General features: G+C 51.0%; 8 protein-coding genes. 2 read left to right on the top strand and 6 right to left on the bottom strand.

All coding sequences use genetic code 11. The features are described 5' to 3' along the window. Window positions 1–6: 6 nt before the first annotated feature. The 4 genes from IPJ88_15020 to IPJ88_15005 all read right to left on the bottom strand — a co-directional run bounded on the left by IPJ88_15020 (window position 7) and on the right by IPJ88_15005 (window position 8,982). Complete coding sequence (locus IPJ88_15020; GenBank protein ID QQR89494.1) at window positions 7–2,178, bottom strand: hypothetical protein; 2,172 nt, start codon at window positions 2,176–2,178, stop codon at window positions 7–9. Further along, window positions 2,175–6,941, bottom strand: a complete 4,767-nt coding sequence (locus tag IPJ88_15015) for a tetratricopeptide repeat protein (protein QQR89493.1) — start codon at window positions 6,939–6,941, stop codon at window positions 2,175–2,177. The genes IPJ88_15020 and IPJ88_15015 overlap by 4 nt, the downstream gene beginning before the upstream one ends. A gap of 203 nt (window positions 6,942–7,144) precedes the next feature. After that, complete coding sequence (locus IPJ88_15010) at window positions 7,145–8,350, bottom strand: hypothetical protein (protein ID QQR89492.1); 1,206 nt, start codon at window positions 8,348–8,350, stop codon at window positions 7,145–7,147. A 65-nt stretch (window positions 8,351–8,415) separates the two neighbouring features. After that, entirely contained in the window at window positions 8,416–8,982 is a 567-nt protein-coding gene (locus IPJ88_15005) for a hypothetical protein (GenBank protein ID QQR89491.1), read from the bottom strand. Window positions 8,983–9,153: 171 nt separating this feature from the next. Here IPJ88_15005 and IPJ88_15000 point away from each other — a divergent pair, with 171 nt between their 5' ends. Together IPJ88_15000 and IPJ88_14995 are read left to right on the top strand one after the other, a co-directional pair. Then, window positions 9,154–10,110 carry an NAD-dependent epimerase/dehydratase family protein gene (locus tag IPJ88_15000; GenBank protein ID QQR89490.1) on the top strand — a complete coding sequence of 319 codons (957 nt, stop codon included), beginning with the start codon at window positions 9,154–9,156 and terminating at the stop codon, window positions 10,108–10,110. A gap of 4 nt (window positions 10,111–10,114) precedes the next feature. Further along, window positions 10,115–11,212, top strand: a complete 1,098-nt coding sequence (locus IPJ88_14995) for a hypothetical protein (GenBank protein QQR89489.1) — start codon at window positions 10,115–10,117, stop codon at window positions 11,210–11,212. 7 nt (window positions 11,213–11,219) lie between these two features. Here IPJ88_14995 and IPJ88_14990 read toward each other — a convergent pair whose 3' ends face one another. Next, entirely contained in the window at window positions 11,220–11,996 is a 777-nt protein-coding gene (locus IPJ88_14990) for a methyltransferase (protein QQR89488.1), read from the bottom strand. 26 nt (window positions 11,997–12,022) lie between these two features. Then, window positions 12,023–13,747 (bottom strand): carbon starvation protein A, encoded by a 1,725-nt coding sequence (locus IPJ88_14985; protein QQR89487.1) that lies wholly within the window; start codon window positions 13,745–13,747, stop codon window positions 12,023–12,025. Window positions 13,748–13,816 lie beyond the last annotated feature (69 nt).

Genomic DNA, 13,816 nt, shown 5'->3' with positions numbered 1-13,816 from the left:
AGGCCCTTAATTTGTGCTCATTCCAGATGGGCGCGTTCGGGAATTTTCTTGAAGCGAATTATGTAGCTCCGCTACTGATTTTCTGTCGCCATTTTTAACGAGTATCTTCTCCAACGACCAGCGTGCAGGTCCATACAGTGGGTATGCTTTTAAAGCTACGTGAAGCGCTTCGACCGCTTGGCTTTCTGAGGCAGATAAAAGACGTGCCGCATTGGTAGCGGCAAAAGCAGCTTGGCTGCCTTTACTGTGATGTGCTTCTTCAAGCCAAAGTCCCGCTGCGCGCTCTCGGGAAATAGCTTGGGAGAGACGACCGAGTGGTCTAAGAACCACCGGGTTCCCTGGTTCTAGGTCATGAGCTTGTTGCAATGTTTTTAGAGCGTTTTCGGTGTCACCCTCTCTTGCTGCAAATTCTGCGAGCGCAAGAAGAGGGCCTATCCTTCGGGACGGTGGAGAGCGTAGAGCGTGGTGCTTAAGCCCATCGATAATCCCAGAGGTGTCGTTCATAATCGCAGCTAGGTCGAGTAAAAGTACATCCGCGCAAATGGCGTGTTGCTCATCTTCAGAAGCATGAACTAACCATTGTTTTTCCTCGGTAAGTTTTCGGGGGTCTGCAACCAGTCGTGCTGCTCTTGCGACAGCGGTGTTTCCTGAACCTTTCTGATTCGTATCTTGTGCTGCCTTGATCATTGCCGATTCAGAATCAGAAAAACGGCGAGCCATGAGTTCACGTAGAGCCTCGATGCTTTTTACTTCGCTGTCCGATAACGTAGCTTCAGCTAGGCATTTTCGAGCGATTTCAATCTTGTTTGTCCGTAAAGCCAAGATGGCCATTTCAATTAGCCCAAGAGCTCGATGCGAGCTACCCGCGATCGCTACCCAGTCTCGCAACGCTGCCGCTTTGCTGTCCTCCTGCTCGCGAACCAGCGTCGCATCGACCCTTGATCGCAAAGCAAGTGGTCCGCGTGCTTCAGACAATAAGCGAGCCGCATCACGGTGGCGATTTAAGTAAAACTGAAGAAAACGCGAGCTAAGCCAAGCGAAATACTCCTTTGTGCCAGTTTCAGCTGAGTTCTCTGCTGTTTTTAGTGCCGCAACTGCACGATCGAGGTCGGCTGTTGCTCGTGAGGAACGCACGATACCCAGCAGGGCGCAAAGGGATGTCGGAGCATCCTTTAGGGCCGCTTCAAATTGCCTGCGAGCGTGTTTCCAGTCTCCTTGTTTCTCAGAATAGTATGCTGATTTTAAGGACAGGGCTGAGCGTGCTTCTCGGTCGCCCCAGTAACGGCTTACCCGCTCAAGCTCCAAAAAAGCTCGTTCCATGTTTCCGTTGACAAGGTAGAGGTTCGATAGAGCGAGGCCAGCCATAACCGATTGGGGTCGCAGTTGCGCTGCTTGCTGGGCTGAATTCAGCGCGGAGACAGGGTCGGCAAGGCGCTGCCACTGAATCTCTGCAAGGAAACTAAGTGCCAAAGACCGTTCGTTGGGGCTTAGTGGTAACGAAGCTTCAGACTCTAAAAGACGGGCGGCTTCACTCCATGCGCGTCGAGTAACGGCGTCTCGCCTTAGTGCACGAAGCGCGACGAGATCCAGCGGAGATGCTTCCAGTGCTTTGCGGTATAAATCACGAGCTAGGTCGGCATTGCCAACTTGCTCACAAAGCTCTGCTGCAGCAACGTAGAGTCGTGCACTCGTGCTGCCGGCTTTCGATGCAGCCAACTCACTCAAAAGCAATACCCGCTCGGTTAACTCTTGAGTAGGAAGGGAGAGAGGACGACGCTCGCTTGTGCTTTCAATACCGAATGATTGTAGTGCTGCGGCTGCCCCAAAGTCCTCCGGCGCTGCTTGAATTTCAATCTGACGACTTGCTTCACCTTCCAGTGGAGGCAACTCAGTATGCAAAGCAAGAGGACGTTTTTGAGGATTGGCCCTGCGTTGGGTTTCTTCTGCGGAAAAACCAAGGTCGTCATCGTCGTCAAGAGTGCGCCGCTCGGACCTTTGTCTGCTCGAGGGCATGCCTTGTTGCAGGATGGAAGCAAGGGGCACGACAACGGAGGCGTGGTCATCGTTAATCTCTTCAAGATCCGTCAGCAACGAATCGAGTTCATCATCGAGGCTCATGTTCCGTCCATCGTTGTCTACAGCTTCCATGGGCGGGTATTTTTCCCAATTGTCATTCATTGAGTCGCCCCCAGTTGTCGCCTTATTCGGATGGCTCGATCGGAAATCCAGAAGGAAATCAGTTCGCGCGCTAAGCGCGATTGATGAACGCGATGTTTGTCGATAGGGCCATCGAGGATTACACCAAGAGCTTCAGGCAGATTGCCACAGAGGATCAAGCCTACGGCGGCCGAGGCGAATTCGATACTTCGCGCGTAGGCAAGAATACTGTCGCCTCGCGAATCCATTTCATTCCATAAACTATTAAGTTTACGTTTGTTTCGCCCACTAAACTGTCGAACGCTGTGATCGCTCATTTCGTTTTGAACAAAATAACCAACCCCGGAGGACAATCTCTTCCCCATCGATTCAGCAATCGAAAAAATCTGAGCGCTGGTTTCCGTCGCTCCACGGTGAACCCACGGTAAGACGCCGGAGCGGATTCCGAAAAGCTGGCGCCCTATTTCAAAACGTTGGGCACAGGCGAAGGGGGCAAGAAGATTCGAGCCAATACCCCAATAGAGGTCCGTGCCACGTTGCACCGCTATGATGCGACTCGGGGAGTCAAGGTCCATGTAGCAATCGCCAATTGGAACAGAGAATAAAGCAGCAATTTTTCGCAATTCTTCTCGTTCGGCGTTCTCGTGCCGTTTTTTGATTCGATTCTGCTTAAAGAGCCCTGCGGTTTCGAGCGACACGAAGGACTTAGAGCAGAACTCTTCAGCAATAAGCTGTCCGATCTCGTCAACGGGACTATGCACATTGTGCTGGAGCAATTCTTCGAGCACACGTTCATCGAAGTTGCTTTCAAAACGAAACTGCTCGGTTCTCTGCAGGCGATCCAATTGTTGGAGTTCCTCTTGGCTAGCAAAGCCCAAACATCGCATGGCCTCAAGAACTACTTTTTGTCGGTCTCTTTCTTCCGCCCAATTTGCCGAACGTAGCAACTGCCGCATGAGTTCAGGCGAAAATGGATGCTTCTGAAGATGTTCATAAAGACCTATTTGGAAATTGCGAATCGTTCGACGTTTGGCTTTTCCGTCGATGTCGCACGCAAGGATTTCTTCACAAGCATCCGCGTCGGTCGGGTTGGCTTTTAGAGCCTCTTCGTAGGCGCGTATGGCGGGAGTCGCCTCTCCAATCTGGTGACGATATATTCTCGCGACAAATTTGTAGTAAACGCCTCGTTGCTCCCCCTCCGATTCAGTCGCGAGATTCTCCCAGATCTCGATAGCCTTTTTGAAGTTTCCAAGTTTCTCAGCGAGACTACCGATACGTAAACTTAGCTCTGGATCGTTGGGATATTCTTTTTGAAGGAGCAAGAGCTCTTCAAACGCCGAAAGTGAATCGTTCATTTTGTTTTCAAGAAGATTGGCCGATGCCAAACGAGCGACTCGTTTTTGGGAGAGTGGAACTTCACTGCTGGCCAGCCGGCGTAGTGCCGAGATGGCACCTTCCCAATCACCCAAAGCGGTGTTGGCTTCGGAGAGTAGTGCCAGCGCTCCAATATGTGCCCCGTCGTGGTCGAGTAGTTGTTCAACGGAGTGCTTTGCCCCTTCTAAGTTTCCAATGGATCGGAACAAGATAGCTTGTTCGTAAAGAAGTTTGCTGAATTGCTTGTTGTCCGTAACAACGGGCAGTCGCATCGCGAGCAGTTCCAACAAAGCGTTGGTGTCTTTTCGGTCACGAAGCAGGTTGTGATAGCGGTCGAAAGCGGTGCTAAGTTCAGGCCTAAGCTTGAGTGCGACGCGTAAGCGTCTTTCGCCTTCCGTAGGTTCACCTAACTTATCGATCCACACGCTTGCTGCTTGTTCGAGAAGTTTTGCTTTGAGTGGATCGGGGCTGCGTTCTGCCATTTGCTCTCGTGCCCAAGCGACTTCTTCCCAGTTCTCGAGTTTCTCCGCGGCGAGACCCAAGGCTTCCCACGAAGCCAAATCGTCTGGGTCTGTATTGACCACATCGCTAAGTACTTGGAATGCACTGTCGTAGCGCCCTGAAGCGACCAACGCGCGACCAAGCGCCGCGCGAATGCCTGGCCCCCACTCGGATCCAGCGCGGTCGTTCCATGTTTCAAGAGCGCGTGCGCGTGTTTCCGGGTCATCGCCTCCGCTCAATGTTTCATCGAAAGCGAGTGCGGCAATCATTGGATCGTTCTTGGGATTAATCTCATGTGCGAAAATGACCGCATCGCCGTAAGCGTCTTCGGCATCCGAAATCATGACGGTTCGTAAAGCATGCAACATGATGTCGGCGGCGGCGTGAGGATCTTTGCTAAGCTTTGCGAGCGCTAACAAAGTGTGGGCTCTTCGCTCTCCTTCATTAGGGCGCACGGTCCATTGCGAAAGCTGGGTGAGTCGAGCCCACATGTTCTCTGGGTATTCTTCAACGAAATCTTCCAGCGAATCCACCGCCTCAGCCCCTTCGCCCAGAAGAGCACAGCGATCTTGTCTAAGGTTTTCGCGATGCGATCCTTGTGTCCATTTCAGCATTTGCTCAACGGCTGCGCTGCGATGTTCGCTGTGTTCCGGAGTAAGGGGTTGGCTCAGCACACTAAGTGCAGCTGCAAAGCCGATGTCAGGGTGATGAAACACCTGACTGAAGAGTTCTTCCGCAGCGTTATAATTTCCTTGAAAGTACGATTGATGTTCCCCCCACTCCAATGTGGCGTGTCCAAAACGGGATTGCTTTTGTTCAAGCTCGTAAAGACTATGCAATACCTCGGCAAGCAGATCATTGCTGCCTTGCCGATGCGCAATACGACGGAGATGCCACAACGGGGCAAGGGCTCCTTGGCTAATGTGGCTGAGCTGTCGGTACATCCGGATTGCGTTAGGGATATCTCCGTTAAGATCTGCTTCGATTGCACTTGTGAGCAAGGATGTTTCAATTCCGGAATGCTCGATGTGCTGCGATGCGACCTCCTGAACGATTTCCATGAGTTCAAAGGTTTTTTCGCCTGAGTTAAGTAAGGTCTCGAGCAAAGCGAGCGCATAGGCATGGTCGGGGACAAGACTTAACGCTTTTTTTAGGAACTGAGCGGCAACCATGCGTCGGCTTGAGCGTGCGCTTGCCCGTGCGGCTGCACAATAGTGAGCAGCTGCAAGTCGTTTGTCATTGCATCGCCCAGCAAGTTGGTCGTGAGCTTTTGCACAAAGTTCTGTGTTATCCTGCATGGCTCCGAAAAGTCGTGCGGTATCGAGCACCCATTCATGCGCATGCTCTTGCTTTATGGCATCGTTCAGTAGTTCCTCGGCTGCACCGCTATCGCCAAAAACATCGCGCAAAAGTTCATATTGATCACGCAGCAGTGCACTGTGCTCACCTTCCGAAAGCTCTTTTTCTAAAAGAATTGCACCCGACTCTTGGGCGGCATACAAATCGCCAAGGCGCAATAGGCTGCCATACATTTCACGAAGCACAGCAGTTTCATCGTCATTTGCCTTAAGCGCTTTTTCGTAAAGCGAACGGGCTTTCATTGGGTTTTGGAGATCATCGGCAGCGATGTGAGCTGCTTCCCACCAACTCTGACCGGCTCCGCCAAGACGTTGAGCTTGGCGACTTAGAAGTTCAACCGCGGCTTCCGGACTCGCCATTTGAGTTGCGATATCTCGAATGAACACTTCAAGACTCTTCGCTTGTGGATAGGCTTCATGCACACGCTGCGCGATGTGTTTTGCTTTTTTTAAATCGCCTTGGGCTCTTGCAAGTTCTGCTAAGCCGAATTGCAAAGCAGCGTTTAAGTCTTGGCCGGGGTTTTGGGTCAACAGAAAGTTAATGTCTTCCAAGGCTTGGGCGTAATCGCTTGTTTGAGCGGCGAGAAACCAACGCTGCAAACGCAAGGACAGCTCTTGCGGACACAACTCGACTGCGCGACGCAGATTGTGCATGGCTCCGTGCGAGTCACTGTTTAGCTTTACACGCAGCCGAGCAGCTTCGGCCCAAAGAGACGCCGCATAGCGTTTTGCTAAATCAGAACCGTTCTTAAATGGCAAGATGAGCTGTGGTCTTGTGTTGCTCCCTTCGTCAATAAGCAATGCAGAACGTTCTAAAATATCAAGCAAGGCATCATCGCGCTCAGCTTTGCGGCATAGGAATTCGATTTGGCGCAGGAACCGCCACTCAAAGGGACTGTCTTTCGATGCCGCGTTCAAAAGTTTGAGCGCTTCATCACTGCGTCCGCGTTCGTGCAGTCGAAGGCCCAATTCGAGCTGCAAAAGACTTTGCCACTCTTTGTCTTCAATATGTGCCGCTAAACCACTCAGCGCGCGGTCGCTAGCCTCCGTGTCGTTTGCATCCTGGTAAGAACGTTCCAAAAAGAGCCACGCGACTCGGTAGTTTGGGGCAAGCGCAACAGCTTCTTCGTACATGGAACGTGCGAGTTCGGCCTGACCGAGATGATCTTCAAGCAGACAGCCGCTATCCACTAAAGCAGAGGCTTTCTCTTCCGGTGTGACCGCGGCGTTTGCTTCGGCTTCATAAAGTTTTAATAAGTTCTTAAAAGAACGTCTGCTTTCGAATATTCGAATCAGCGCATAGAGCGGGGGCCGAAACTGTGGCTCCAGATTAAAGGCTGCAAGATATTCGCGAATGGCTAAACTTTCGTTCCCCTGTTTCTCTTCGATCAAGGTTCCGATTTCATAGAGCAGGGCAGCTTTTTTACTGCTCTCATCGCAAGCTTGTTCTTCTGCTCTCAAAAGGGCGATTTTTCCGTCTACCGCTAAGCCGGAAAGCAAATTTGAAAATTCAGCATGGCTATGAGGCTTAGCCTGATCGAGTAGTGTCATGTTGCTGCGGCCTTAGAGTGCGAACTGAATGGGGCTCCTCCACAGGCCTATGGTAGCGAATATTCGTGTGAGATTTGAAGGCTTTCCTTCACATCGACTCAGGTGAGCTCATCTTATTTTAACGCCGGGTTAGCGAATTGGCGTGAATTTAGTAAAAAAATGACAGTTTTGTCATTAAATTAGGCCAAAAGCAGACTGTTTTGTTATTTGCTTTTATTGGACCAAAGCTTGCTTCGTTGCTGCATGCGCTTTTTAATTGGGAAAGGGCTGCGGTTTTTCGATCGGCGCATGGCTCTAGAGACGGTTCCGTAGTTCGATGCGGGGTTCCAAAAAAGAAAGCCGTCAGCTCCGGCTAAGCGCGAGCCGATCACTTGCTCGGAGATGAAATCGGCGTTGTAGTAGTCTGCTCCAGCAGCAAAGGCTTGCAGGAAAGGGCGAATGATAGGTTCTGGCCCGAGACGCTGACGGAGCTGGCGCACACCGGCGTTGACGAGTGCAAAGGCGCGTGCCGTTTTAACATGCCGTCCCCATGACTTCATGTTGTTCGTATAAAGCATGGGTGAGAAAATCTCGACGTAGTCGGTCCAGTCTTCAAGGGATTGACCGAGACCCGTTGGATCGCCCGTGCGAAAAGCTGTAAGACCAAAGACATCCACACTCAACGGTACACGGATGCTTTCATCGACTTTGCGTAGCAGGTCTCTGAGGACAAAACGTCGAAGCGTTTGTTTTTCAAAAGGATACTTTGCAAAACGTGTCCCCGGATCCACTGGAAAACGGATGTAATCGAGCTGTACTTCATCAATGCCTAGCGCCGCCACCTCTTTGGCCATTTGCACAATCATAGCGTGATTAGCCGGATGCCAAGGGTTGAGCCACGTGCTTCCATTGCCCCAGGACACCCATGGTTTGTCTCGTTTGTTTTGGCGCGTATCGAGAATGGCCCGTTCCGGTTCACGCGAGGGGAGTTTCGGATCACTGAAACAAACCAGGCGACCAATCGTATAGATTCCTTCTTTTTTCAGCTCGGCAATAAGTTTTTTAGGGTTTTCGATATGATTGACGCGTTGCCGTTGGAGTTCTGCGATCTTAGTCGGAAAGAACACACGTCCTTGATCGTCTTTCATGTCAATCACGACGGCGTTGGCATGGGATTGCTTGGCAAGCTGAGCGATTCGTTTCGCAGTCTTGTAGCGTCGGATGAGCGGCCCGGTAAGATAAATGCCTTGTGCACGTTGCCCAGCGGGACTGACGGGATCAACAAACGATGTCGTGCGGGTTGAAAAATCGGCGCGTTCGCCGCTGGCTTCTGGAGGGTACCTGCGAGTTGCTGCGTCGGTGTTAATGTTTTGAGGGTGGGCTGTCGGCTTGGTGGTGACGCAAGCTGGCGCGAGAAGAGTCGATACCACGCATGTCAAAAAACACAATGGATTACAATATCTTACCCTGTAAAGTTCTCCCACGTATCTAGTGTTTAGGAAGCTTCTACTTTCGTCAACTTTCGCTGCAATAAATCGGCGCAGTCAGAGAATTTTTGCGCTTCAAAACCGAGGCCCAAGCCCGAATAGGCATCCGCAAGGACATGTAAGGCAGCGATTTCTCTACGCTTATCGTCGACTTTTCGTGCTTGTGCGATAACGGCTAGCGCCGTTGGAATTGCGTCGGCAAAGGCATGAACCTGGCGGAGCAAGAGGGCATAGGCCACTGCTGTGGGGAGCACGCTCGATGGGCTTGCAAAGGGACTGCTGGGCGGGGCGGCGCTCCTGGGCGCGTAGCTCGCGTAGCTTCCTGGTACAGGAAACAGCCACCACAGTGCGCGTCGAGGGTCGGTTGATGCGAGCTGAATAAGACGTCTGAGGTTAGCTAGAACTTCCTCAGAAAGAGAGGCTTTATGCTTCGATTTGTTGCTGAGTTGCTCCAGTGCAAAGCTAAGTTTTTCCGCAATAGGGGGCTTAAGAGTGACTTCGTCCTCGTCGATTTCAACGCTGTGCTGCGCTCGCGGCGCAGGCGGCGGACTCGGAGCTGCTTTACGGTCGGTCATACCTCATTATTAGTTGCCCACAGAATATGAGCAACTAGTATTAAAATCGCACAATTTTTTCTTAGAAATACCACCTTCGGCGATGTGGCCTGTGGGAATCTCGCATTCGGCGGTCGTGCTTAGCCATTAATGGACCAGGGCCGTCAGTTCGTGCTAACTCCTTGTGCAAGTATGTTGAAACAACAAAAGATTCTTATCACCGGTGGCGCTGGCTTTATTGGAACAGCATTATGCAAGCGTCTGGCTGAGGACAATCATATTCGTGTGCTTGACAACTTGAGACGCAACGCACTTGCGGTTGCTGGTCTGGATACTCACCCAAATATTGAACTTTGCGTTGGAGATGTTCGCGATGCGGATGTTGTTAATGAGGCCGCCAAGGGAATGGAGTACTTTGTGCACATGGCTTCCATCGCAGGCGTGGACACCGTGTTAAACAATCCGGTGACCACCATGGAAGTATCGTTGCTAGGAACGATGAATCTTCTTCGTGCAGCACGGGAACAAAGTAACGTTAAGCGTTTTATCGATTTTTCAACCAGTGAAGTTTTCGGCTCCTATGCTTTTCGCGTGCGAGAGGCCGATGTGACCAGTCTTGGTGCAGTCGGCGAGGCGCGCTGGACCTATGCTGTCTCCAAGCTAGCGACGGAGCATCTGGCGCACAACTACTGGAAGCAATATGGCCTTCCTGCCTGCTCTATCCGGCCGTTTAATATCTATGGTCCGGGTCAGGTGGGCGAAGGAGCCGTGCATGCATTTGTCACACGGGCACTACGAAACGAAAGTATAAAGATTCACAACAACGGAGATCAGATTCGTTCGTGGTGTTATATCGACGATATCGTAGAAGGTATTTTGCTGGCGATGCAAAGCGACAAAGCCGTTGGCGAAGCATTTAATATCGGCAATGCACGAAGCACTGTGACTATTTATCAGCTTGCACGTTTGGTCGTGAGTCTTGCAAAAAGCAACTCGAAGATTGAATTTGTCGATTGGGATTTTCCCGATGTTGCCTTGCGGATTCCCGATACAGACAAAGCGCGTGATCTCTTGGGCTTTCAAGCTCATGTCGAACTGGAGGATGGTTTGGGTAAAACCATCGAATGGTATCGAGAACGGTCTCAGTAGCCCCATGGCGAACGCTCCCAAAGTTATTCGTCTCGAAGACCTTTATCCACGTGATTGGTTTAAAAAGGCAAAAGAGTCGAACCCCGGATTGGCGCAAGTCTGTGAAGTTCTTGGGGATCACACCACGGCTCTTTCGATTATATGTGGTGTTCGCATCACATCGATAACGATGGACCGGGTTGTTCCCGAAGCATCGGTAATCGAATTTGGTGTCGGAGAACAACCGCAAACTCAGGAACTTACCTTCAGTGAATTCCGTCACCGCTTGCTTGCTCCTATTTTAGTGGCGGCTGGGCAGTTTGAACCGCTCGCTGAGAGGCCCAATCGGGAGGACGTCCAACAATTTGTGGGAGTTCCCTTTCTATTGATGGCGTCGGTCTTTGGTATGAAGGTGCTTGAGCTCACGCTCAAGGAGCCAGAGCCAGAACTGCTTATTGAGATTGAAGGAAGTCAGGAGATTCTAAGCGTTGGTGAGTTTCGGGATGCGCTCTGCCATGCTTTAAAACTTAGCACTGAAAGGGGCGGCGGCGAGGCGGAAGTATCGCTTGATCTTTCAAAAGTTACCGAGGCCCAAGCGGCTTTCGATAGCGGCGATATGGGGCAAGTTATCGAGTTGCTGGGCGCTTGGCCAGCTCCGTTAGCACGCCTTTTGCGGACCCCCGGTGGCGCAAAATTATCGGATACCGATCGAGAACAGCTGGCTCAAGGGCTTGCTCTTTTGGCGGAAGCTTTGGTGGGGTGTGAGGCCGCTGAACAGCATGTTCCGCAGGAGTTAATCCGGCTGGCCATTCAGTGGGTGCAAGATTTACCGGCTGCTGGTCAATACTACTATGCACTCGGTGTCCATGCTTTTCGGGGTGGGCAACAAGGCTCGTCAATTGGTTTGTTTCGTCGCGCGATTTCAAGCGGCAAAGACGATGCGGAGGCGTACAGCGCTCTGGCTCGAAGTCTGCTTTTTCGCAATCGAAAAGTCGCGGCTTTGGTGTGCATGGCTAAGGCAGAAAAAAGGGGCGCAGATCCGAGCGAGCTTGCGGAGCTACGCAAACAGGCGGGCGAACAAGCCCATGCTCTGTTTTTGAACTACACGGCGAAAATCCAATAAGAGAATGTTATTGACTGCTTTGCAATAGTAGGAACTTCACTCGACGAAAATCGCCTTTTCCTTTTCCGAAAAAAGCCAAGGGACGAAAGCCTTCAAGCGAGCTTAAATCAAAACGCATGGGAAGCTTAATCCACAAGGCATGCCATTTTTTTTCGGTGTTAAATCGGTCAAGCATGAGCTCTAAAAAAGGGTAGTCTGTAAGACTGCTTTTTTCTTTTTCAAGTCCCAGCCAGGGAGGATCAACAAATAGAATGTCCGCAGGGGGTAAGGGTGTTCTTGCATCGATTTGAGACTGTTTAAAGTGAATAAGCTCTTGGACTCCATAGATTTTTGCATTGGCCATGGCCATGGCCAAGCGTTCCGGATGACTTTCAAGAGCGGTGACTGCGCAGCCCTCACGCGCAAAAGCGATAGCATTGCTTCCGACACCGCAACCTGCATCGAGCACGCTTCGTTCTGTGGCAAGTTTTCCAATATCAAGAGCAAGCGCTTCGGGTGTTATAAAGGCTCGGGATTCACGATCAAGGCAAGCCTGAGCTTCTGAGAAAAGAGGCGTCTTGTTCCGCATGCGCACGGCTTCCTCGTGCAGGGCTTTGCGATAGGCCTGCCGCGGTACGGCAGGTTCGATGACTGTTTCAATCGTAGCGCCGCCAATGCACATGTTGCGCAGACGTGCTTGCACATCGGCTGCTTGCTTGCTGTGTAATTGGCTATGCCAATAGGATTTGTGCCGATGCCAAGTCCCCTCGCCAAGTAAATGCTGAGCATCAAGCCAAGGTGGCATGCCAAAAACCTTAATCCGGTGCAGGCTCATGAGCTTTTTTCAAACACATCGAGACTAAGGTTGCGGTCTTGATCGCTTTTGCGAAACCAAGCAAGGCATCCTTCCACCAATATCCACAGAGCGAAGACGAGTAAAATTCCACCAACCACAAACAACAAAAGTTTTTGTCCCTGCCAGAACTCAAGAAGTTTTTCAGTCATGGCAACTAAGGTGGTCATCATCATAACAATGGCCGGAACAAGCGTGTAGATTATAGGTAATTTGCGTTGTTTGAGATAGAGCGTGACTGTTACAAGGGTAAGACCGGCGAGCAATTGATTTGTGGTGCCAAACAGCTCCCAAAGTGCAAGCGCAGCCGGTTTGCCATCGACCTTGTAAAGAGCGAAAGCGCCGATAATAAACACGGCGAAGCTTGATGAAGCAAAACGGTTTTGCAGGGAGCGAAAACCAAAATTCTTCGCAAGTTCCTCGATGTTGTAGCGCAACAGACGCGTTGCTGAATCCAAGGTTGTAAGTGCAAAGGATACGACAATGACAGCCATGAAGGTGGCGCCGAGCGCAGTGGGTATCCCTACACTATTCAAAAACGATGCGCTGCCTTGAATAAAGGCATCCAGTTTTGTTGCTAAACTCTGAGCAGAGTTCCAGTTTGCATAGTGCTTCGCCCAGCTTTGTGAATCAGGAAACCCGCATGTGCATGCAAACACAGCAAGCAGCCCTAAGAGACTTTCTCCTATCATGCCGCCGTAAGTAATCGCTTTGGCGTCCTCTGCTTTATCAAGTTGCTTGGATGTGGTGCCAGATGATACCAGGCCATGAAAGCCGCTGACTGCACCGCAGGCAATTATTATAAAAACAAAAGGAAAAAGAGGTGGCGCGCCTTGTGGCGAAAAGCGCACTGCCGGGGCTTGAAACTCCGGAGCGCTCAAAAAGAATCCCAGATAGCAAAGAAGCAGACCCAGATACAAAAGCAAGGAATTTAAGAAATCACGAGGTTGCAGCAACGACCACACGGGCAATATGGATGCAGCAAGTGCATAAACAAGAAGCAAAGCAATCCAAGTGAGTGGGCTGGGCCAAAGACTTTCAGCTAGTCCAAAAGTCGGCCATTGCATGCCGGCAAATACCGATGCGAGTGTGATTGGAAACGCGAAGGCAACGAGCTTTCGTACGCTGTAGCCTTTGCGGAAACTTAACCAGCCGATCAAAACTGCTAGGACCATAATATTAAGCGATGGAAGGGCGGCTTGTGGGTATCCGGCTTTTTGCGGGGTGAGTTTGGTTGAAAAAAGCTGCGCGATGACAAACACAAAAACGCCCATCGCAAGCGCGACCCCGAAAAGAATAATAAACAAAAAGAGGGTCTTAGCCCGGCGACCCATGATCCCTTCGGCAACCACACCGATCGATTTTCCTTCTGCACGCAGCGATACAACCAAGGCAGAAAAGTCGTGCACGCAACCAATCAGAACGGAGCCAAACACCACCCAAACCAGAGCCGGTAGCCAACCCCAAATAACTGCAACGGCTGGCCCTAGCATGGGGGCAAGGCCGGTAATCGACGCAAAATGGTGGCCAAAAAGCACGCTTCGTTTTGTTGGCACAAAATCCACGTCATCGCGCAATGTGTGGGCCGGGGTGATTTGCTCAGAACGGATTTGAAAGACCGTGCTGCTTAAAAAACCGCCATAACGACGATACGCATAGATGTAGATGAAAAAAGCAACGAGGGCCGCTCCGATAGCAGTCATTCCAGCGACATAGCAGAAATTTTGCCAAGAGTTGCGCTTTTTTTAGGGTCCTCCTTATACTAAAGCTCG

Source organism: Myxococcales bacterium (assembly GCA_016699535.1).
Lineage (GTDB): Bacteria > Myxococcota_A > Polyangia > Polyangiales.
Note: the sequence above shows the minus strand (reverse complement) of the source record. Positions and strands in the feature narration are given on the sequence as shown.

Excerpts from the sequence above, each read along its gene's own strand:
- IPJ88_14995 (QQR89489.1), top strand. The coding sequence starts at position 10,115 with ATGGCGAACGCTCCCAAAGTTATTCGTCTCGAAGACCTTTATCCACGT.
- IPJ88_14990 (QQR89488.1), bottom strand. The coding sequence starts at position 11,996 with ATGCCACCTTGGCTTGATGCTCAGCATTTACTTGGCGAGGGGACTTGG.
- IPJ88_15015 (QQR89493.1), bottom strand. The coding sequence starts at position 6,941 with ATGACACTACTCGATCAGGCTAAGCCTCATAGCCATGCTGAATTTTCA.
- IPJ88_15020 (QQR89494.1), bottom strand. The coding sequence starts at position 2,178 with ATGAATGACAATTGGGAAAAATACCCGCCCATGGAAGCTGTAGACAAC.
- IPJ88_15005 (QQR89491.1), bottom strand. The coding sequence starts at position 8,982 with ATGACCGACCGTAAAGCAGCTCCGAGTCCGCCGCCTGCGCCGCGAGCG.
- IPJ88_15000 (QQR89490.1), top strand. The coding sequence starts at position 9,154 with ATGTTGAAACAACAAAAGATTCTTATCACCGGTGGCGCTGGCTTTATT.
- IPJ88_14985 (QQR89487.1), bottom strand. The coding sequence starts at position 13,747 with ATGACTGCTATCGGAGCGGCCCTCGTTGCTTTTTTCATCTACATCTAT.